The organism is Ramlibacter agri (assembly GCF_012927085.1).
In the GTDB taxonomy this organism is placed as follows: domain Bacteria; phylum Pseudomonadota; class Gammaproteobacteria; order Burkholderiales; family Burkholderiaceae_C; genus Ramlibacter; species Ramlibacter agri.
Genome location: NZ_JABBFX010000001.1, coordinates 2065927 through 2087290, shown reverse-complemented (window position 1 = coordinate 2087290; position 21364 = coordinate 2065927). Strand labels below are relative to the sequence as shown.

At 65.9% G+C, this 21364-nt stretch carries 16 protein-coding genes; 2 read left to right on the top strand and 14 right to left on the bottom strand.

Features of this window, described 5'->3' with window-relative positions:
- Window positions 1-6 precede the first annotated feature (6 nt).
- The 5 genes from HHL11_RS10115 to HHL11_RS10095 all read right to left on the bottom strand — a co-directional run bounded on the left by HHL11_RS10115 (window position 7) and on the right by HHL11_RS10095 (window position 6273).
- Window positions 7-2391 carry a penicillin acylase family protein gene (locus tag HHL11_RS10115; protein WP_240980045.1) on the bottom strand — a complete coding sequence of 795 codons (2385 nt, stop codon included), beginning with the start codon at window positions 2389-2391 and terminating at the stop codon, window positions 7-9.
- 81 nt (window positions 2392-2472) lie between these two features.
- A complete protein-coding gene (locus HHL11_RS10110; RefSeq protein WP_240980044.1) occupies window positions 2473-3390 on the bottom strand; it encodes an alpha/beta hydrolase family protein in 918 nt (305 codons plus the stop codon).
- A gap of 495 nt (window positions 3391-3885) precedes the next feature.
- Window positions 3886-4509: a tyrosine-type recombinase/integrase gene (locus HHL11_RS10105; RefSeq protein ID WP_169418259.1), complete on the bottom strand. Its 624-nt coding sequence runs from the start codon at window positions 4507-4509 to the stop codon at window positions 3886-3888.
- 149 nt (window positions 4510-4658) lie between these two features.
- A complete protein-coding gene (locus tag HHL11_RS10100; protein ID WP_169418258.1) occupies window positions 4659-5402 on the bottom strand; it encodes a hypothetical protein in 744 nt (247 codons plus the stop codon).
- Window positions 5403-5565: 163 nt separating this feature from the next.
- Entirely contained in the window at window positions 5566-6273 is a 708-nt protein-coding gene (locus HHL11_RS10095; RefSeq protein ID WP_169418257.1) for a hypothetical protein, read from the bottom strand.
- Between the two features lie 172 nt (window positions 6274-6445).
- On the opposite strand from HHL11_RS10095, the gene HHL11_RS10090 reads away from it, so the two are divergent.
- Window positions 6446-9436, top strand: a complete 2991-nt coding sequence (locus HHL11_RS10090; protein ID WP_205964239.1) for an RNA-directed DNA polymerase — start codon at window positions 6446-6448, stop codon at window positions 9434-9436.
- Between the two features lie 66 nt (window positions 9437-9502).
- Here HHL11_RS10090 and HHL11_RS10085 read toward each other — a convergent pair whose 3' ends face one another.
- Window positions 9503-10729 carry a protein kinase domain-containing protein gene (locus tag HHL11_RS10085; RefSeq protein WP_169418256.1) on the bottom strand — a complete coding sequence of 409 codons (1227 nt, stop codon included), beginning with the start codon at window positions 10727-10729 and terminating at the stop codon, window positions 9503-9505.
- Between the two features lie 268 nt (window positions 10730-10997).
- Here HHL11_RS10085 and HHL11_RS10080 point away from each other — a divergent pair, with 268 nt between their 5' ends.
- Entirely contained in the window at window positions 10998-11978 is a 981-nt protein-coding gene (locus tag HHL11_RS10080; RefSeq protein ID WP_169418255.1) for a hypothetical protein, read from the top strand.
- An 880-nt stretch (window positions 11979-12858) separates the two neighbouring features.
- Here the strand turns inward: HHL11_RS10080 and HHL11_RS10075 are convergent.
- The 8 genes from HHL11_RS10075 to HHL11_RS10040 all read right to left on the bottom strand — a co-directional run bounded on the left by HHL11_RS10075 (window position 12859) and on the right by HHL11_RS10040 (window position 21363).
- Window positions 12859-13176, bottom strand: a complete 318-nt coding sequence (locus HHL11_RS10075) for a hypothetical protein (protein WP_169418254.1) — start codon at window positions 13174-13176, stop codon at window positions 12859-12861.
- Window positions 13177-13701: 525 nt separating this feature from the next.
- Window positions 13702-14688 (bottom strand): Bug family tripartite tricarboxylate transporter substrate binding protein, encoded by a 987-nt coding sequence (locus HHL11_RS10070; RefSeq protein WP_169418253.1) that lies wholly within the window; start codon window positions 14686-14688, stop codon window positions 13702-13704.
- Window positions 14689-14714: 26 nt separating this feature from the next.
- The gene (locus HHL11_RS10065) at window positions 14715-15725 is read right to left on the bottom strand and encodes a YeiH family protein (protein ID WP_169418252.1); all 1011 of its coding nucleotides are present in this window, start codon (window positions 15723-15725) and stop codon (window positions 14715-14717) included.
- Between the two features lie 4 nt (window positions 15726-15729).
- Window positions 15730-17358 (bottom strand): 3-(methylthio)propionyl-CoA ligase, encoded by a 1629-nt coding sequence (locus tag HHL11_RS10060; RefSeq protein ID WP_169418251.1) that lies wholly within the window; start codon window positions 17356-17358, stop codon window positions 15730-15732.
- A gap of 22 nt (window positions 17359-17380) precedes the next feature.
- On the bottom strand, window positions 17381-18724 hold the full coding sequence (locus HHL11_RS10055; RefSeq protein ID WP_169418250.1) for an MFS transporter: 1344 nt from the start codon (window positions 18722-18724) through the stop codon (window positions 17381-17383).
- A gap of 2 nt (window positions 18725-18726) precedes the next feature.
- The gene (locus HHL11_RS10050) at window positions 18727-19698 is read right to left on the bottom strand and encodes a quinone oxidoreductase family protein (RefSeq protein ID WP_169418249.1); all 972 of its coding nucleotides are present in this window, start codon (window positions 19696-19698) and stop codon (window positions 18727-18729) included.
- 28 nt (window positions 19699-19726) lie between these two features.
- Window positions 19727-20302 carry an RBBP9/YdeN family alpha/beta hydrolase gene (locus HHL11_RS10045; protein WP_169418248.1) on the bottom strand — a complete coding sequence of 192 codons (576 nt, stop codon included), beginning with the start codon at window positions 20300-20302 and terminating at the stop codon, window positions 19727-19729.
- A 2-nt stretch (window positions 20303-20304) separates the two neighbouring features.
- Window positions 20305-21363, bottom strand: a complete 1059-nt coding sequence (locus HHL11_RS10040) for a beta-keto acid cleavage family enzyme (protein WP_169418247.1) — start codon at window positions 21361-21363, stop codon at window positions 20305-20307.
- Between the last annotated feature and the right edge of the window lies 1 nt (window position 21364).

Genomic DNA, 21364 nt, shown 5'->3' with positions numbered 1-21364 from the left:
TCTGCGCTAGTACTCCAGCCGCAGCGGCTGGCCGATGCGCTGCGCCTCCACGTCCTCAGGATGAAACGGGAGGGACTGCCAGTGCTTGGCGGCGAACAGCGGCAGCTGGTCGTACGCATGTTCCGACCCGGGCTCGCCGCTCTGGCCATAGGTGAGGATGGCCTGCGCCAAAGGGCCACGCTCGTCGAAGGTCACGACCTGCAGGTAGCTGCTGCCGAAGTCGACGCGATAGCCGCCGGCGTCGATGGCCTGCTGCCCCTCGGCCTCCAGCTTGTTGAGGACGCCTTCGAACTCGGTGCCGCCGTGCAGCGCCACCCTGTGGCCGTGCACCACGCGCGACTGCGGCACGCCAAGCGCGACGTCGGGCGCGAAGCCGGCCGCGCGCACGAGCGCGACGGCTTCGGCCAGCGCCTGGAAGACGGCATCGCGGGTGGCGCGCCTGTCCATGGCGAGCCCGCTGGGCGTGGCAACGGGGCGGCCGGGGTCGAAAGGGACGCGCCACACGTTCGGGATTCCCCTGGCCTTGCGCCAGAACTCGCGAAAGAGCGGCGCCCCTGCGGAGCCGGCATCGTCCGTGCGGTCCCAGGCCGAGAGGACCCGGCAGCCTTCGCGTGCGTCCCGCGACAGCAACGCGTCAGCGGCCTTGCACGCAGCGACGAGATCGTCCATGACCAGTTCTCCCGCGAAGTTGCGGTCGCGGAAGATCACGCTGCGCAGTTCGGAAGGGCCCATCCGGTCACCGGCCAGGCCATCGCTGCCAGCGAGCCGGCCACGGATTTCCTGGATGGCGCTGCGCGTACGCAAACCCTGCACGGTGCCGACCGGGCCTACGAGCGGTGATATCCCGGTGGCGGGCGGCACGTCCGGGTTGCTGAGCCAGTAGCTGTCGTTGCTGTTCTGCACCCAGTCCGGGGTGACCAGGACCGGCATGCGCCTGGCGGCGATGATGCCTGGCTGCGTGGCGGCAGCGTCCCGAGACCAGGCGCAGGCACTGCGCGAGCCATCGAGAACCGCCAGCCCCGCGCGATCGAAGAGGGCAGCCGCCGCCGGCGAGGGGGCGCAGCTTTCGAGCATCGCGGCCGACACGTCGGGCACGACCGACAGGTCCGCGTACATCGCATTGCCCTGGCGGTCGGCCGCAATGGTGTTGACCCAGGGCAGGCCCTGATTGCCCATGGCGGCACGCAGTTCCCCGACATCATGCGCGCGTGCCATGCGCATCCAGGTGTCGCCGGCACGCATGTTGAGCGTGTTCGCGTCGTGCAAGGCGTACGCGTGGCTGGCCGTCCAGCCCAAGCCCGCTTTGGGCATGGCAACAATCGGTCCCCACTCGCTGTCGTAGAAGACCTTGCTGATCGGCCGCGAGCCTTCGGCACCCGCAGGCAGGGCCACGGTCCGGGCCGTCATCTTGCGGCGTTGGCCGTCGACGAGGTAGACCGTGGGGTCCGCGGGGTCGAGCGTGAGTTCGTACAACGTGAAGCGCTGGCCGGTCGACACGGTGTGGGTCCACGCCACGTCGCGATTGAAGCCGATCAGCACCACCGGCAACATGCCACCGCTGGCGCCCATGACGTCGAGCGTGCCCGGAATCGTCAGGTGCACTTCCCAGAAGCGGTCCGGGCCGCTCCAAGGGAAGTGCGGATTTCCGAGCAGCACGCCGTGCCCGTCGGGCGTCGCATTGCGTCCGAAGGCCCAGCCGTTGGACCCGTAGGCGGCGCCCTCGGGATTCGAATTGAAACGATCGCGCGCGAGTTCGGCGGCGGCGCCGTCCGGCGTCGGGGCATCCACGCTGGCATGCCCGCGCTGGCGCGCAGGCGGGTCGGCGTCCAGCACCGCGTCCGCAAACGCACCCAGGCTCCCCAGGATCATGGTGTTCTCGACGCCGCGCCGCACGTCGCCCACGGTCATGGGCTGGAGCCAGGGCTTTCCGCGGCAACTCTCGGGCACCGTGCCGGCCTCCACGGCGTTCTGCAGGTAGCGGTTATAGCCAGCGACGTAACCGCGCACGGCGGCCTGCAGGTCAGGGCTCCACGCCGACGCGGCGCTTTCCAGCACGGCATCGTCCATGTGGGCACGGATGAAGAGATCGACCCGCGGGTTGGAGAGCTGGTTCAGGCTGATGTGGGCCGTGCCCTGCGCGCCGAGGTAGCGCGTGCGTTCCCCGCGCAGGGTCAACAAGCGATCGGCCATCAGGCAGAGGTCGTCCTGCGCGTGCGCATACGCGAAGCCGTAGCCGATGCCTTCGTAGTCGGGTGCCGTGATATGCGCGATCCCGTAGGTGGTGCGATCGATCTGCACGGTGCGCACCCTGGCCGGGGGCGCACTGGAGCAAGCCGCGAGCGCCGCGGCGGCTGCCAAGGCGAGCGCAAAAGACCGGTTGGGCGGCGACATGGGCTGCATGGTGCGCATGCGCTGCGCCGGGCGTCAAGATGCAGGATGGGCATTGCGTCCAGGCCAGAGCGCGGCTTCGCGTCAGGGAAGATTGCGCCGGAAGAACTCGACCACCTGCGCGTTCAACACCTTGTGGAAAGCCTCGCGGTCGAAGCCGGCCGCGTCCGAGCAGATCTCAGGCGCGTCCTGCCGCATGGCCGCGGGGCACGGCGGCAGGAAGGCGAAGTGCCCGGCACCGGCGACGGTGTGCAGCTCCGGCTTCCCGGGCAAGGCAGCGTCGATCGCTGCCACGTCGCCAGGCGACACGCCGTCCCCGCCGAATTCGGAGCGCCAGAGCAGGATGGGAACCCGGACGTCCCGGAACGATTCGTCGACGAAGAACAAACCGAACGGATCGGCGATCACGGCGCCTTTGATGCGGTCGTCGTGCGTCGGCGGAGGAAGGGTCCCCTGCCGCAGCGCTTCGCAGAGGGTGTCGGAATGTCCGGCGCACAGGCGCAGGCCGCGGGGGAAGACCGGAACGGCGCCGACGGTCACGAGCCCCGTGTAGCCTCCGCGGGAGAAGCCGAAGAAGCCGATGCGATCCTTGTCGATCGCAGCCGCCGACGGCCAGGCCCCGAGCAGGTAGTCGACCAGCCGCTTGATGTCGGCGGGCCGCTGGACGAAGGCGGACAAGGTGTTCGAGTTGCTGCTGTCCCGCGCGTTGTCGCCCGGATGCGAGATGGCAGCCACGACGAAACCTGCTTCCGCCAGGGCCTGCGCCGTGTCCCGATGGCCCAGGAACGTACCGGCCCGGCCGTGGCTGATGACGACCAGCGGCAAGTGCGTCCCCGCGATCGGGCAGTCTCTGGTGGCGTGGATGGTGAAGGGGCCGACTTGCGTCTCCGCCGGTGGCGCTGCGCAGGGATACCAGACCGCGCCGGAAATGGCCGGTGCCTCCCCATCGGCGGGAACCGTCAGGGACTGGATGCCGGCAGCCAGTGACAGGCCGGCGGTCATCAACCACCCAGTCGCAACCAGGACGGCGGAGAACAGGAATCTTCGCGAACGCATGTCGACCTCCTTGGCGCACTGGACTTGTGCAGGCGCAACGGAGTGTCGGTAGGGACGACGCCGGTGCCCGTCGCCGTGCGACGAAGTACGGGATGACGGCGCCGAAGTGTTGGATTCGTGGGGTAGGCGGGCGGGGGGGCGCGGGCTGCCTTTTGGCTGAAAGCGGACTTCCGCTCGGGTGCAGCGGAGGCGGCAGCGGCCTCTGGCTGCCGGTCCTAGCGGGCGGGAAGACCGACTGCTTTGCAGCGATGGCGGTCGGCCGGCGGAGGACGCCAAGTGCGAGGTCTCGGGGTCAATGCGGTCATTGAGCTACCCACCCAATTGCGGCGCCAACGCCCGGAATCCAAGGTGTTGCGGACATTGCCCAAGTCGGCACCCCGATAGCCGCCATCGAGAGCGACCGCCACAAAACAATCACCGACGCGGTCGCTTTCGCTTGCCTCAGATCTCCGTCTGCTCGGAGATCTCGAGAGCATCATCGACTTCGACGCCGAGGTACCTTACCGTCGATTCCAGCTTGGAGTGTCCCAGGAGCAGTTGCACTGCGCGAAGGTTCTTGGTGCGCCGATAGATCAGCGTCGCCTTCGTCCTGCGCATCGAGTGCGTGCCATAGTCGGCGCGGTCCAGTCCCAGGTCATCAACCCAGTGTTGGAGGATCCGTGCGTACTGCCGGGTGCCGAGATGAGGCGAATCATGGAGCCGGCTGGGGAAGAGGAAGGCTTCTGACTTCAGCCCGGCAAGCTTGATCCACGCCTGCAGAGCGTCCCGGGCGGCCGCCGTGATCTCGAACTGCACGGGGCGCTGTGTCTTGTGTTGCATGACAGTGGCGCGCGTCGCGACCTGGTCTCCGTGACAGACGTCTCGGACCTTGAGGGCGACGAGATCGCATCCCCGAAGCTTGCTGTCGATACCCAAGTTGAAGAGCGCGAGATCTCGCACCCGCCCTTCCATCTGCAGGCGGACACGCAGCGCCCAGATGTCTTTCACCTTGAAGGGGGCCTTTTGCCCGACGATCTTGCCCTTGTTCCACGGCTCGCGGTGAGCGGTATTGCCTTCGGCTGCCATGATGGTCTCCCATCGAGTTGAGGGCCATCCAGAATGCGCTTTCGGTCGCGGGCGGGGCACTTCCGGTCGGACCCGGGTGATTCCGGAGGCTGGCGTCGCCGATCAGTTGTGGAGCCAGCGTACCGCCTCCTGGTCGACGTACAGCACCACTACATGATTACGCGGCCACGGTCCCCGTAGCCCGCTGGCGTCACGTCCAATGCGGCCAGCCCCGAGAGCAGGCTGCGACGGCAGTGAAACTGCGTGTCCGACGTCTGCATCCAGGCGCCACGACGGCGTTCCAACCACGTCATGGCGACGGCGTCGCCACAGTCAAAACCCGCCATGGCATCGACATGACGGCCCTTGGGGTTCACAGCAGCGTGCACGGCGACCTCGTCGAAACCGGCGTCAGCCACTGATGCCCTGGCAGGAAGCCCGTTCGGCAAGGTGAAGTCGATTGGGACTCCCCGGCGGTACTCGTCCTCGAAGCGGTTGTCGCCCGGGCGAAGGGTAAAAATCCGCCGGTCGAGAGCGGCGTTCACGGCGCAGATCATGAGATTCCGCCATGCTCGCTGGCGCTCCGTCTTGTACTCGATCTCCCAAGCGTGATTGCACCAAGTGGAGACGACTCCGTTGCCCGGCACCCCGTTCATTAGCTCGAACTCGAATTCAGGATCGTCTGGGTAGCCGAACTGCATGAGCCGTTTGCGCAGCATCTCGGAGTTCAGCAACACGAACGGGCGGTCTTCCTCAGGGCCCGTCATGGCGGCCTGCAGCGATGCATACGTGCGGAAGCCAAGGCTAGCGGCCAGGGCTTCCGACAGGTGGGAGGACTTGGCGTCCGGGAACTCGTCCCGAAGCGACTTTTTCAGCGCGGCGAGGGGCGCCTCGCACAAGGGTGTAGCTGCCATTCGGCACTCCAATTGCTGTTCGGTCGGCGTTTCCCGATTACGCGCCGACCCAGACTGGAGTCCGTTTCGGTAGCGAGCGATGCGTGCCTGCTTTAAGCCGGGAGCAACTTAGGCCCAGGCGCCCTGAGCCGTAGTTTAGTGCACAGATCCGAAGTTGCGCACATCAACCGGTACTTGCTCTCGGGCTCCAGAGTTGGTTTATCGCGTCCATCACGTTCTCGAATGTGCCCAGAACGGCCGGAGAGAGACTTGTTGTCCCGTGAGCATGCATGTTCCGCAACTTTGGGGCAATCTCAACCCAGTCTTGCAGCCATTCAGACCGGTAATCATCCGGTAGGGGCATCGCATCTCTTTCGTCTGTCTCCACGAAGTCAACTCCGGATTCGCTCAGCTTACGTATGGCTTCTTGCCACTGTCGGTCGCGAGCCCGCTGGAGTGCCGTGCGCTGGACGACTCCGAATCTCTCCGAAGACAGAAGCCCTTCCTTCACTGCGCGCGCAAGAAGCGGTCGAAGCGTCGCCTTCGAGTTGTCGGTGTGACCGTCGGGAGGGAAGAAGCGGCACCGAAGGGCGAGTTCCAGGGTGGCGAGGGCGTGCTGCTGCGCGACCATGTGGAATCTGTAGACGAACCAGGAGTACGCATACAGATTCCTCGCCGTCTCGAAATGGATCCGGATTCGCACCGGAACGCCGGGCGACAGCTCGAATTGACTGATGTCGCGCAGGCGCTGCTCAAGCTCCGGTGGAACTGGTTCGACGTGTGGCCCCTTGAAGGCGTGGCTTCGCTGGTCAGGACCAAACACATTCGCTGCGGTGCGCAACCGGTCGGCAGAGTGGACCTGCTCGGAGTCCGTGTGATCAACTGGAGACATGCGCGCATCATGCATGCGTCAGTTGAACAAGCCACACCGAATCACTGTGTAAACTGAAGATCGATTCGTAGCAATTGTCCCGAGTGCCATGAGTGGCAAGTGCGTCGCGAAGCTCCACTGCCATCGGCGCCCCAGCGAAAGAATTCCAGTGATCAGTCTCCGTGATCTCGGCTTGGCCTACCGAAAAGCCAAAGTCGATCTGTACTACTCGTCCCATGCCTCGCTGGACGCGATTGCGGACTACGAGGATACCCTTCACGACAATCTCAGCGCCTTGCTGGTCAAACTCCAAGGCGACGACGAGTCCTGGGTCACCCGGCCCGATTTCATCGGCGGCTGGACGCTTGCGGCCAAGTCGGTTGACATGTCGAGCTGGGACGAGTACCGCGAGCAGCACGGCAATGGCCTGATCTTTTCCTCGCCTGCGGATGAATGGGAGCATGCCTGCAATCTGCTGGGTGCGGGCGATAAACCGCAGAAGCCCAAGGCCGAATTCCGGGTGATGGCCCAATGCAGCCTGGACTTTCACGTGCTGTCCACCTTGTGGATGCTGGAGGTCGGCCACCTCTTCGACGCCGAGCTGAAGCCCTGCGCCTATGGCAACCGCCTGCGCCGCACGCAGGATGGCAAGGGCATCAACGTGCTCTCGCTTGGCTCATTCGAGCCCTACCTGAAACCCTTCCGCGACTGGCGCGACAAGGGTATAGCGGCCATGCGCAGTGCGCTGGAGGCCGACAAGAAAATCGTGGCACTCACGGCGGATGTCAGCTCGTTCTATCACGAGCTGAATCCCGGCTTCATGCTGGCCCCGGCCTTTGTAGTCGATGTGATGGGGCTAGAGCTGACGCCCACCCAGGCCAAGCTCCACCGTCTTGTCATCCAGGGATTGTGCGCCTGGGCCGCAGCGACACCGCTCAAGAAAGGCCTGCCCGTTGGCCTGCCCGCCTCAGCCGTGGTGGCCAACGTGGCGCTGACCGAATTGGACCGCATCATTGAACAGCAAGTGGCGCCGCTTTACTACGGCCGCTATGTGGACGACATCCTGCTGGTGATGCAGAACGGCGCCAGCTTCCGCTCCACGGCCGAATTGTGGGACTGGGTGTTCGCACGGTGCGGCGGCAAGCTCGGCTGGGTTGATCAAGAGCACAAGCAGATCGGCTTCCAGCCCGCCTATCTGAGCGACAGCCTGATCCGCTTCGCCAACGCCAAGAACAAAGTGTTCATGCTGGCGGGCGAGCCGGGCAGAACCCTGGTGGACGCTATTGCCCATCAGATTCACGAACGCGCCAGCGAGTGGCGCGCTATGCCGCGCCTGCCGCGTTCGGCCATCCATGTGGCCACCGACCTACTGGCCGCCACACAAAGCGATGGCGAGGCCGCGGACAACCTCCGCAAGGCCGATGCGCTGACAATGCGCCGCGCCGGCTTTGCCATCAAGCTGCGCGACTTTGAGGCCTACGAGCGCGACCTTCTGCCAGACTCCTGGCGGGCACACCGTCAAGCCTTCTTCCGCGCGTTTGTGCAGCATGTGCTGGTGCTGCCGCAGTTCTTCGATCTGGCGGTGTACCTGCCCCGCGTCATTCGCCTGGCCACAGCCTGCGAAGACTTCGAGGCCCTGCGCAAGATACTGCGGGCACTTGAGCGGCTCTGCGCCCAGCTGACCGCGCATTGCGAGTTGGGCATCAAGGCCTGTCCGAGCGACAGCGTGCCGCCCGCTACCGAGCTGATGGCGCGCTGGCAGAAGCAGATTTTCACCACCGTGCGCGAGAGCATCTGCGCCGCCTTACCGCCACGTTTGTCGAAAGACGGCAAGGCCGCCTGGCAGGCCCACATGGACGACTACCTGCCCGCGCTGAACGTCGATTCATTTCTGGACTGGCATCTGTCGCCCAAGGGCTTCCAGGCCCAGCAGGCACGGCTGTTCTCCTTCGATCTGGCGCACATGCCGTTCCGCTTTCTGGGCCTCCCCCGGGAGATGGTCGCGCAGCGCGGCATTCCGGCCAGGAAGTTCGTGTCCTCCTGCGCCCATGCGGCGGAACTGCTGCCGGACAGCGTGCTCGATGGCACGCGGCACCTGGCTCAGTGGATACGCTTGAAAGGCTTGCCGCATGGCCTGCTTTTTGCCACCCGGCCGTACAACCTGCCAGAGCTGTTCATCCTCAACAAGGCGGCCTACGACGCGGCACAGAGCGAAGCGATGCAGGCCGTCGTGCTCGCGGTGCGCGGCTTCACGCTCGGCGACGCAGCGCCCGTATGCGACAAGCATGGCGTACTGCAGATCCCCGATGGCCAGCCCCAGCGCCGCTACGGCATTGCCGTCTCCAGCTGGAAAACTCAGATGGTGAGCTGGACGGCCTCGGTCATGCGCCTGCCTGACCCCGATGCTCAGCGCTATGCCCGCCTGTGCCATTTACTGGATGGCGTGATCGCCCAGCCGCAGCACAGCCGCTACCTGGTGCTGCCCGAGCTGGCCCTGCCTGCGCACTGGTTCATCCGCATCGCCCGCAAGCTGCAGGGGCGCGGTATCTCGCTGATCACCGGCATCGAATACCTGCACGCCAGCAAGGCGCGGGTGCGCAACCAGGTGTGGGCCGCGCTGTCGCACGACGGACTGGGTTTCCCCTCGCTGATGATCTACCGGCAGGACAAACAGCGTCCGGCCTTTCACGAAGAGCAGGAACTGGAGCGCTTGGCCGGCCTCGAACTGAAACCGGACAAGGTATGGAAGACACCGCCCGTCCTGCAACACGGTGACCTGCGCTTCGCCCTGCTGGTCTGCAGCGAGCTGACCAACATCAGCCACCGCGCAGCCCTGCGCGGCAAAGTGGATGCGCTGTTTGTGCACGAGTGGAACCAGGACACCGACACCTTCAACGCCCTGGTGGAATCCGCCGCACTGGACATGCATGCTTACATCATCCAGTGCAACGACCGCCAATACGGCGACAGCCGCATCCGCGCCCCGTTCAAAGAGAGCTGGCAGCGCGACCTGCTGCGGGTCAAGGGCGGAATCACCGACTACTGCGTGGTCGGCGAGATCGACGTGCAGGCGCTGCGCGCCTTCCAGAGCAGCCACCGCTCACCGGCGAAACCGTTTAAGCCGGTGCCGGATGGATTTGAGATTGACTTCGGTCGGAAGGTATTGCCGGCAGGAGAGGGGTGAAAGCCGGAGGTTAGCGGCCGCGCGTCAGAAGCCGTCATTTGAATCTAGCGATTCCCGGCACCAAAATTAGAACGGTATGTCGTCGTCCATGTCGTCGAAGCCTGACGACGGAGAAGGGGTGAGCCGAGGTGGGCGCGGCTTGTCCTTGCACTTGAGGCATCCGGCTGCACCCATCGAGTCCATGTAGTCTCGAGTAAGCCACGAGCCGCATGTCTTGCATTCAGGGATGTTGAAAACCTCCGCCCCGCATCCACCGCAGTAGGGGGTCTCGCCCACGGAGGAGCCACAGTTTCGGCATAAGTAGGTGAGCGACTTGCCGCAACTCGTGCAGTATGAGCTGGTCGAGTCCCTGATAACACGCGGCCCGCGGTAGAAGCCGCGACTCGTCCAATTTGCGTCAGGGCACTTGGTGTTCGTGCATAGGGCCAACGCTGGCGCCAGAGTGCGTGGCAATGAGTGATGTTTTCGTCCGATGGCGCGGATAAAGTCGTCTGCTCCGCTATGGCGCCCATTTGGATCGGTTGCGCATGCCTTTTCTATGGCAGCCACCAGCTCGCGCGGGAATGTAGACAATGTGCGCGCCAAGTTGGTGAGATCGCGGCTTCCCGTCAACATCTCGACCAGCATGACACCCACGCCAAAAAGGTCACTTCGCGCATCGACGGACGCTGCATCCAGAAGCTGTTCAGGCGAAGCGTAAGGTGGGGAGCCAAGCATTTCCCCTTTTGTCGTCGCCCGTGTAACGCCTTTCTGTGTTGGCGAAAAGCTCACGCCTATAGAGAAGTCGATGAGGAAGCAGCGATCCCTGGCGTCGATCATGATGTTGGACGGCTTAACGTCCCGGTGAACGATTTGACTTGCGTGTGCGTAACCTAGAGCGTCTAGCACTTGAACAGCAACATCAACTGCCGCTCTCAACTCCAGTGTTTTCTTCTCTTGAAGGACTTTCTGTAGCGTGTGGCCATGAACGTATTCCATGACCATGTAGGGTGTTTGACCGTGCTCGGCGACCAGTACGCCTTCAGTTAGGACGTAGGGGATGTTGGGGTGCTGGAATCGGGCGAGCAGCTTGGCTTCCCGAACGAACCTCTTCTGCATTGCGGCGTCGTCGCGAACGAAAGCACTGTCGAAGAACTTCACTGCCACCTTTCGATGCAGACTGCGCTGGTCGGCCGCATAGACGCTCCCGCTTAGGCCATGCCCCAGGACTTCGATCAGGTCAAAGCCCTGGCGTGCGAGGTGCTGAACATACTCGCGGGGCAAGGGGCTGGGGATAGGCGGTTGGGTGTTCACGGTGGGGCTGCGGAGAATTCAGATTTCTCTGTTGCCGGCGCAGTTTATCCGGCGCATGTGGATTGGGTTCGGTGACCAATGTCTGCAATCGGCCAATCGGGATCGCTCGTCGCCAACGTCGGGTATCGGCCGGAAGTCGCCTTGCCAGGGGGATGCGACCCGCGTCTCGACCCGATGCATTGAGCCCTAAAATCGATGGCTCGGTAGCGAGCCGCGCTTCGCCAAACGCCCCCACTGCGCCACCTCTGAGGAAACTTCAAGAACCGAAATGACATTTTGTTTGGCCTTCTCTGCGAATCCGGACGGCATTGCCGTTGTATCAGACACTCGCATCACGCTGACCAACGGCTATCAAGACGGCTTTCAAAAAACCATCTTTCCCACTGAGAATTCTTTCATCTCAGTGGCGGGTAGCGTCGGGACGCTGCTGTTCGTCCTCGACGACGTGGCCCGGTTCATTCAGCAGGCTGTGCCTGAAGGCCGGATTGATGCGCTCAGAAACCGGCTGAGTCAGCGTTTTAGGTCTCTCACTCAGCTCGGAAGAGTCACAACGGAGGCAGATTTTGCGTTTGTCATCTACGGTGACGTCAAGCTGCAAAAAGGGCCGACCCGATGCCGGCTTGTACGCTTCGACCTCGTGCTTTCTGAATCCGGAGAGCCGGTCCTCCACCAGCAGACCGCATCGGAATTCGCAGCGGAGGAGGCGAAGAAGTTCCCTGATGATCCTCGAACAACGGAGTTCCCATGGCTATGCATTGGAACCATACCGGGGACGCGGAACTTCATCGGAAACACGGCGATGAGCTTGGTTCGAGACTATTCAGCGAGCAGCTTGGAGTTCGTACCCGAGTTCGACGAAGAGGCAGTCCGCGCGATTAAAGCGTCGGCGCGCGTCCACCACCAAGTCGCCGTCCGTGCAACATCAAAGCCGTACACACGTTCTGCTGTTGGATTTGATATGCGAGGGAAACCGGATGGAACCTTCCGGAAGAAGTTGCGCGCCTACGCGAATGAGCAGGAGCGTAAAGGCGTGCGAGACGTCATTGACGTGATACAGGTCTTGGGCATGGCAGCGCTGAAACAGATCGAGTTCACGATGGCGGAGATTCCTGGCGCGATCGGCCTCGAATCAGTGAGCGAAACATGGAGCTTGGCCACGATCTCGCGCAGGAGCGGAACCAGGCTATGCACCTCCCATGATCCGAATGGCGTCACTTTCCCGTTCAAGCTGCGCAACTCTCTGCGCTGACCTCCTTACCGCTTCAGCCTGGCACCTAGCAGCAGACCCGTCCCTGGCCAGCGGATCGCCTTTACGTCCGCTGCCTGCCAATCTCGCTCGCTCGCCGCATCAGTCCGCCAATGTCAGGTATCGGCGGTCGCCGTCATCGGGGCGGCCCAACCCGACCGACCGCCCCCAGTCTCAAGCGATCCCCAGGACAAATCAACCTAGCAGCGGTTGCGGCCGGTCGAAGCTGGACGCCGGCGTCACGGTGTCGGCTCCGATGCGGCCATTGGGGTACTCAGCCAGCATTGTCGCGAACGACACTGACGGGTCGAAAACAGCGGTGACGGCGAAAGGGCACCCCAAAATGACGCGGGCGCTGCCACAAAGGTGGGAGCGCCCGCGGGTCTGGTCGAGACCTGGCTACATCACGTAGGGAAGGTCCCTCTCGGACCAAGAGAATGAAGACATATCACCTCCTTTCGTAGCTGCCAATGGACCTTCATCGTACCTGAAGACAACGGTGGCCGTGCTATGCCTCGCGGGCGTGCTCGCGGTCCGGGCGCGCGGACGGATGTCAGCCGGAAGTTGGGGCAGAAGAGTCGTATCGCGAGGGCCGAGTTCGGCCAATCGCGATCGCTCGTCGCGCCCGTCGCCGAACGTCGGATATCGGCAACCGCCGACGGTGGCAAGCACCAACCCGACCGACCGCCCCCAGTCCGGAGCCACCATTCAAGGCAGAAGATCAGTCGGCCGCTGGTCTGACACGCAGATCCGCCTCAAGCCTCGAGAGAGGCATGCGTCGTCCACCTCAGCCCCGAAGCAGCCCGCCCGGCAAAGTCTGCAACCGCAGCAAGTGCAGGTGACGCCAGTGCTGCATCGACACGCGCTCTTGCCGCGCCAACCCTCACCCCGGCTTGCAGGCCTCCGCTGCCATGCGCCCGACCGCCCAGGAAACCACGCCTTGCTTGACGAACAGCGTCTGGCGACCGTTGGTGAACGTCGTACCGTCGTTACCCAGCGCGGCAAGTGACACGGTCTCGGCGCCATCGACGCTCACTTCGGCGGCTTCGCCGAGCAGCCTGACGGAAAGTTTCGTACCGCTCTCACAGAGGTACTTGTCGGTTGGCGACGGCATGATCGACGCCGCAGGCGGCGGCGGCGCGGACGCGCACGCGGCAAGAATGAGCGTTGCGGCGGCCGCCACCGCAATGGATGCGTTCATATCCAGTTCCTTCGCCTGCGTTTCGGATTCGAATCTTAAGGGCTGTGTCCGGGCGGCGTCGGAGTCGCCCTATAGGCGCGCAGGATGCTGCCTCTTCATGCTCCCGGCGCGCGAGAATTCCCTTCCTGCACAGAGCCTTCACTCCGACGCCGCGTGCTCGGCCAGCGCGCCATCATGCGGGAACGTCCATCTCCAGGAGCCCGACATGCCGAAAGGGGACAAGTCCACCTCCACCGACCAGCCAAAGCGCCAAGCGGGCGCCATCGAGAAAGGAAGCGACCAAAAAGGCGTAGCCCGTCCTGAGACCGAGGCGCGGGCATGGGCCGCTGCCAACAAGCTCCACAGCGGAGGCAAGAAGATGGCCTCGAGGCGGCAGCTCCCCTCCGGGCCCCTCGGGGGCTCGGGCCGCAAGACCAACCGGGCGCGCTCCTCGTAACTCCTGCGCGGCTTGATTTCGCGCGGTTCCGTGTCTACGAAAAAAAGCCCCGCAAAGCGGGGCCCTGAAGCTTCACCTTGGAGGCCTTGTTACTCAGGCTTGAATCCGATCGCCTGCAGCACGCCACCGACGCGCTCGTAGTCCGCGTGCAGGCTCTTCTGCATGTCTTCCGTGCTGACCGGGTGGCCGGCTTCGAAGCCGGTGTCCAGCACCTTGGCGCGCGTGGCCGGGTCGGCCAGCGCCTTCAGCGCCGCGGCGCGCACGCGCTGCTGCACGGCGGCCGGGACGTCCGGCGCGCTCCACAGGCCCATCCACGCCACCGCTTCCAGCTGCGGGTAGCCGGCTTCCTTGAAGGTCGGCACGTCAGGCAGCTGCGGCAGGCGCGCCGGCGAGCTGACCGCGAAGGCCTTGATCTTGCCGCCCTTGATCAGCGGCAGCGAGGTCGCCACGCCGTCGAACATCAGCGGCACGTGGCCGCCCATCACGTCCTGCAGCGCCATCGTGGAGCCCTTGTAGGGGACGTGCACCAGCTCGATGCCGGCAGCCTGGTTCAGCAGCAGGCCTTCGACGTGCGACAGCGAGCCCGGGCTGTAGGAGGCATAGGTCAGGCCCGGCTTGGCCTTGGCGTAGCTCACCAGCTCCTTCAGGTTCTTCGCCGGCACCGCAGGGTTGGCCACCAGCACCAGGCCGCTGCGCCCCAGTTCGGCCAGCGGGCGCAGTTCCTTGGCCGGGTCGAACTTCAGCTTGATGATGTGCGGCACCTCGGCGACGATGGAGCTCACGCCCACCATCAGCGTGTAGCCGTCATGCGGCGAGCCGATGATGTCGTTGACGGCGATGACGCCGCCGGCGCCCAGCTTGTTGTCGACGACGATGGGCTGGCCCAGCTCCTTGGACATCGGCTCGGCGACCAGGCGCGCCAGCAGGTCGGCGCTGCCGCCGGCCGGGCCGGCCACCACCAGGCGGATCGGCTTCGTGGGATAGGCCTGCGCCGCCGCCGGCAGGCTGAAGGCGGACACGGTGGCCAGGGCGGCGCCGGCCAGCAGGGCGCGACGCGAGACGTGGAACGAGGTCATGGGAAGGATCTCTCTTCGAATCAGGTTCAGGAAAGCCAGCGCAGCAGCGCCAGCGCCAGGCAGGCAAGGAACACGGTCTCGCCGACCATCAGGAGCACGGGCTTCAGGCCCACGGTCACCAGCTCCTTCAATTGCGTCTTCATGCCGATGCCCGCGATGGAAGCCACCAGGAACCAGCGCGACACGTCGTTGCCGGCGGCCTGCACCTTGGGCGGCACGATGCCGGTGCTGTTGACCACCACCAGCAGCGCGAAGGCCACGGCGAACCAAGGCAGCAGCGGTGGCCGCTTGGCGCCTTCCGGCTGCTGGCCGCGCACGGCCAGCGACGCCAGCAGGATCACCGGCAGCAGCATGGCCACGCGCATCAGCTTCACCACCGTGGCGACGTCGCCGGTCTGCTGCGACAGGCTGTAGCCCGCGCCGACCACCTGCGCCACGTCGTGGATGGTGGCGCCCAGGAAGATGCCGGCCGGCACATTGCCCAGGCCCAGCCACTTCACCAGCATCGGGTACGCCACCATCGCCAGCGTAGACAATGCCGACACGCCGATCACGGTGAACAGCGTGGCGCGGTCCTTCTGCGGATGCGCGGGCAGTGCCGCCGACAACGCCAGCGCCGCGGACGCACCGCAGATCGCGGTGGCGCCGCCGGTCAGCAGGCCGAACAGGCCGCGGAAGCCCATCAGGCGCGCCGCGACGATCGACACCGTGATCGTCAGCGCCACCGACAGCACCACCATCGCGATCGGCCCCCAGCCCAGGGCCGCCACCTGGCCCATCGTGATGCGCAGGCCCAGCAGCGCGATGCCGATGCGCAGCACCTGGCGCGCCGTGAACTCGATGCCCGGCTTGCAGGCGCCCTCGGCCGACAGGAAGTTCATCGCCATGCCGAGGAGCAGCGCGAACAGCATCACGGGCGCGCCGTAGTGCTCGGACAGGAAGGTGGAGGCGGCGCCGACGACGGCGCAGGCCAGCACGCCGGGGGCGAGCTCGCGGAACCGATCCGCCGCGGGGTGGGAACGCAGGACCAGCAGCATGGCTTCAGGCGCCCGGCAGCTTGTGGTCGCGGTACTGGTCGCGCAGCTTGTTCTTCTGCACCTTGCCCGTGGCGCCCAGCGGGATCGCGTCGACGAACACCACGTCGTCGGGCGTCCACCACTTGGCGATCTTGCCGTCGTAGAACTTCAGCAGGTCGTGGCGGCTCACCTCGGCGCCGGCCTTCTTCACCACCACCAGCAGCGGGCGCTCGTCCCACTTGGGGTGCGGCGCGGCGATGCACGCGGCCATGGCCACCGAGGGGTGCGCCATCGCGATGTTCTCCAGGTCGATCGAACCGATCCACTCGCCGCCGGACTTGATGACGTCCTTGCTGCGGTCGGTGATCTGCATGAAGCCGTCGGCGTCGATGGTGCAGACGTCGCCGGTGGGGAACCAGCCGTCCACTAGCACCTGGCCGCCCTCGCCCTTGAAGTACTTCTCGATGATCCAGGGGCCGCGCACCAGCAGTTCGCCGGCGGCCTTGCCGTCGCGCGGCAGTTCCTTGCCCTCGTCGTCGACGATCTTCATGTCCACGCCGAACACGGCGCGGCCCTGCTTGGCCTGGATCGCCAAACGCTGCTCGCCGTCCAGCTTCTGCTGCTTCGGCTTCAGCGCGCAGACCGTGCCCAGCGGGCTGATCTCGGTCATGCCCCAGGCGTGCGTCACCTGCACGTCGTAGCGGTCCTGGAAGGCGCGCATCATCGCCGGCGGGCAGGCCGAGCCGCCGATGATCGTGCGGCGCATCGTGGAGAACTTCAGGTTGTTCGCTTCCACGTGGGCCAGCAGGCCTTGCCACACGGTGGGCACGCCGGCGGACATGGTCACGCCTTCGGCCTCGAACAGTTCGTGCAGATTCTTGCCGTCCAGGAAGGGGCCGGGAAACACCAGCTTGGCGCCCGTCATGCACGCCGCATAGGGCAGGCCCCAGGCGTTGACGTGGAACATCGGCACCACCGGCAGGATCACCTCGCGTGCCGACACGTTCATCGCATCGGGCAGCGCCACCGCGTACGTGTGCAGCAGCGTGGAGCGGTGGCTGTACAGCGCGCCCTTCGGGTTGCCCGTGGTGCCGGAGGTGTAGCACAGCGAACTGGCGGTATTCTCGTCGAACGAGGGCCAGTCGAAGTGGTCCGGCTGGGCGGCCAGCAGGTCTTCGTAGCACAGCAGGTTGGGCACGCTGGTCTTGGCCGGCATGCGCGCGCGGTCCGTCATCAGCACGAAGGCCTTGATGGTCTTCACGCGGCTGGCCACGGCTTCCACCAGCGGCAGGAAGGTCAGGTCGAAGAAGAGGACCTGGTCTTCGGCGTGGTCGGCGATCCAGACCACCTGGTCCGGGTGCAGGCGCGGGTTGAGCGTGTGCAGCACGGCGCCCGAGCCGGACACCGCGTAGTACAGCTCCATGTGGCGGTAGCCGTTCCAGGCCAAGGTGCCGACGCGGTCGCCGAACTCGACGCCGAGGACACGCAGGGCGTTGGCCAGTTGGCGGCTGCGCGAAGCCAGCTCGCCGAAGGTGTAGCGGTGGACGTCGCCCTCGACGCGGCGCGACACCACTTCCTGCTCGCCGTGGTGGCGCTCGGCGTGCCGCAGCAGCGACGAGACCAGCAGCGGCTGCTGCATCATGGATCCGTTCATATCAGTCTTCCTCGATTCGGTTTCAGGCGCCGGCGGCGGCCAGCCCGCCCGGGGCGGCGGCGGCTTCCAGCTGCTCGCCGGCGCGGGCCGCGTCGGCTTCGTAGGTACGGGCAGCCAGCACGAAGCACAGCGCCGCGGGGATTGCAAAGAAGGGCGTGGTCGCCAGCGCCGCCTGCAGTCCCCAGTGGTCGGAGAGCAAGCCGGCAACGACTGGTCCGGCAGCCAGCCCGAACAGGTTCTGGATCAGCGCCAGCACCGAGGCGCCGGTGGCGCGCACGCCGGGGTGCACCACGTCGATCACGATGGCGGACACCGGTCCGACGGTGCAGGTCATGACGAAGCCGCCGATGACGATCAGAATCATTTGCAGCTGCGGCGCATCGCCGGCCCAGCCGAAGGCAGCCAGCAGCACGCTCATCGCCACCAGGCACAGGCCCGCCATCACCATCAGCTTGCGGCGCGGCTGGTGCCGGCCCGAGCGGTCCACCACCATGCCCCAGACCACGCTGCCGACGGCGCCGGCCAGCACCACGCAGGCGGCCAGCACGCTGGCGCGCTCCGGCGCGAAGCCGTGCATGCGGTTGAAGAAGCTGGGCATCCAGGTCCACACCGCCGACACCACCACCAGCTGCGCGGCAGCGCCCACGCACACCCACAGCATGGTGCGCGAGCTGGCCAGCTTCCTGGCGATGTGCAGCGCGGTGTCACGCGTGCTGCGCGTCACCTGCTCCAGCGCGGGGGCCAGGGCCACCGTGCGGTAGTCGCGCACCTTCAGGTACAGCAGCGCCAGCACCAGGCCGGGAACACCGACCACGCCGAAGGCCGCCTGCCAGCCCCAGCGGGCCGCGATCACGCCACCGAGCATCACGCCCAGCACCGAGCCGAAGGAAGCGGAGGCGAAGAAGCCCGCCATCAGCGCCCCGCGCATGCGCGCCGGGAAGTGGCTGGCGATCAGCGCCGCGCCCACCGAGCCGTAGCCGGCTTCGCCCATGCCCACCACCGCGCGCGCCGCGAGCAGCTGCGAATAGTTGCGCGTGAACATGCAGGAGATCGTCGCCAGGCTCCAGACACCGGCCATGGCGGCAATGCTTTTCACGCGGCTCACGCGGTCGGCGAACAGCGCGATCGGCAAGGCGCCCAGCGCCACCGTCACCGAGACGACGGAGACCAGGCCGCCCAGCTGGGCGTCGGACCAGCCCCAGTCCGCCTTCATGTGCGGGAACAGGGACACGATCACCTGGCGGTCCAGGTAGTCGACCACCATCAGCGCGATGGTCATCGCGAAGGCGAACCAGGCGGCGCGGGGGCCGAACAGGTAGCCGCCGCCGGCGCCCGCCGGGCGCGCGTCCACGGAGGACAGCTGCATGCTCATGGCACCAGCACCGTGGCGCCCGTGGTCTGGCGCGATTCGAGGGCGCGATGGGCCTCCGCCGCTTCGGACAGCGCGAAGCTGCGGCCCGGCTCGCTCCTGATCTTGCCGGCCTGGACCAGCGCGAACAGCTCGTCGGCCATCTCCAGCATCTTGGCGCGCGGGGTGGCGTAGTGGATCATCGCCGGGCGCGTCACCCAGATCGAGCCCTTCACCGCCAGCAGCGTGGTGTCGATGACCACGGGGCCGGAGCTGGTGCCGTTGCTCACCAGGTGGCCGCGCGGCTGCAGGCTGTCCAGCGAGGCCATCAGCGTGTCCTTGCCGACCGAGTCGTAGACCACCGGCACGCCCTTGCCGTCGGTGAGTTCGCGCACGCGCTTGGCGATGTCCTCACGCGAGGTGACGATCACTTCCGAGCAGCCGGCCGCCTTGGCGATCTCCGCCTTGGCGTCGGTGCTGACGGTGCCGATCATGCGCACGCCCAGGGCCTTGGCCCACTGGCAGGCGATCAGGCCGACGCCGCCGGCGGCGGCGTGGTACAGGATGGTCTCGCCACCGTGCAGCGGGTAGACCTGGCGGAACAGGTACTGCGCCGTCATGCCCTTCATCATCAGCGTCGACGCCGTGCTGTCGCTCACCGCATCCGGGATCGGGATCAGCACTTCGGCCGGCATCACACGCACGTCCGAGTAGGCGCCCTGCGGGCCCAGCAGGTAGCCGACGCGGTCGCCGGGCTTCACCTCGGTGACGCCGGGGCCCACTTCCTCCACCACGCCGACGGCGTCGGAGCCGAGGCCGTTGGGCAGGGACAGCGGATAGCGGCCGGTGCGGAAATAGATGTCGATGAAGTTGACGGCCACGTAGCTGTGGCGCACGCGGGCCTGGCCGGGGCCGGGGGCGCCGACGTCGACGTTTTCGTAGCGCAATACTTCGGGACCGCCGGTCTCGTAGAGGCGGATGGCATGGGCCATGTCTTGTCTCCTGGTAACGGCTTACGCGCTAAAGCGCCGCCGTCGTCAATGCATCGATGAGGCGTTCGGCTTCGGGCCAGGGGCCATAGCCGGACGCGGGATTCAGGTGGCCGACCTCGCCCAGGTCGACCACGCTGCTGCCCCAGTCATGGGCCAGCTGCATCACGCGCTTGGTATCGGCGAGCGGGTCGTTGCGGCTGGCCGCAACGACGCTCATGAAAGGCAGCCGGGTGCGTGGCACCGGCAACCAGCCGCCGTCCTTCAGGTCGGCGAGCGTCGGGTAGCCCTCGGGCATGGGCCGCTCGAAGTCGGGCGGCGTGGCCAGCAGCGCGCCCAGCACGGGGCGCTTCGTCCGCTGCGCCCAGTGGGCCACCATGATCACGCCGCCGCTGTGGGCAACGATGACGATCGGCCCTTCGATGGACTGGGCTTCGCGCTCGATGGCCTCCACCCGCTTGGCGCAGTCGAGGTCGCCCCGCCCCATCGGCGGCACGACGCGAACGCGCGGCAGGCGGGCGGCCAGCAAGGTCTGCCAGTGCTCCGCGACGTGGTCGCGCAGCCCCGGGACGACCAGGACCGTCGGCAGTGCGGAACCCTGGCTCATGCTCAAGCCGCCTTGCGCAGGAAGCCCTGCTGCCGGCCCTTGTGGTTCGGCGCGAAGCCGTTGGCCGCCAGCGTTTCTTCCACGGTGTCGTAGAACACGCCGATCTTGCAGATCTCGCGCGCTTCCTTGCCGGTGGCGATCTCGCGGCCGAACTCGCGCGACATGCGCACCAGCTGCTCGACCTGCTTGACGGTGGACATCTTCTCGGTGCGCGACTGGTTCCAGAGGTTGTCCTCGATGCCGCAGCGCACGTGCAGGCCCATCGCGATGCCCATCATGTTGATGGGGAGCACGTTGCGCATGCTGCTTTCCACCGTCAGCATGGTGCCGTCGGGGATGGCGCGCAGGAAGTTGGACAGGCTGTAGATCGTCGGCTGGTCCATGCCGCCGCCGATGGCGACCCAGTTGCACACCAGCGGGCCCTTGTAAATGCCGCGCCGGATCAGGCGCTCCACGGTCTCGAAGCTGTTGATGTTGTAGAACTGGAAGGCGCTCTGGATGCCGGCCTTGGTCAGGCGGCGCACGTGCTCCTCGAAGAAGCTCGGGTTCGACGGCACGATCATCTCGCGGTAGGCGCGGTTGACGTCGGGCGTCGCCAGCGAGGTGCCGGCGATGTCCTCGACGTCCATCTGCTCCAGCACGTTCATCTGCGAGGTGTTCACCGTCACCGTCACCTGGTCCGGCTTCGGGTCGAGGTCGGCCAGCATGTGGCGCGTGTCGTCGGACAGCCACTTGGCAGCGGCGCCGTCGCTTTCGGGCGCGAAGGAGATCGAGCCGCCGACCTGGATCACCATCTCGGGCACGGCCTTGCGCACGCCGGCGATCAGCTCGTTGAACTTGGACAGGCGCTTGGAGCCTTTGCCGTCCAGCTCGCGCACGTGCAGGTGCAGCACGGTGGCGCCGGCGTTGTAGCAGTCCACCGCCTTCTGGATCTGGTCTTCCATCCGCACCGGGATGTCCTCGGGGAAGTCGGAGGGGATCCACTCGGGGCCGTAAGGCGCTGCGGTGATGACCAGCTTGTCCTGGTTCTCGGGGAAGAGGGAGCCGTCGAGGAAGTTCATG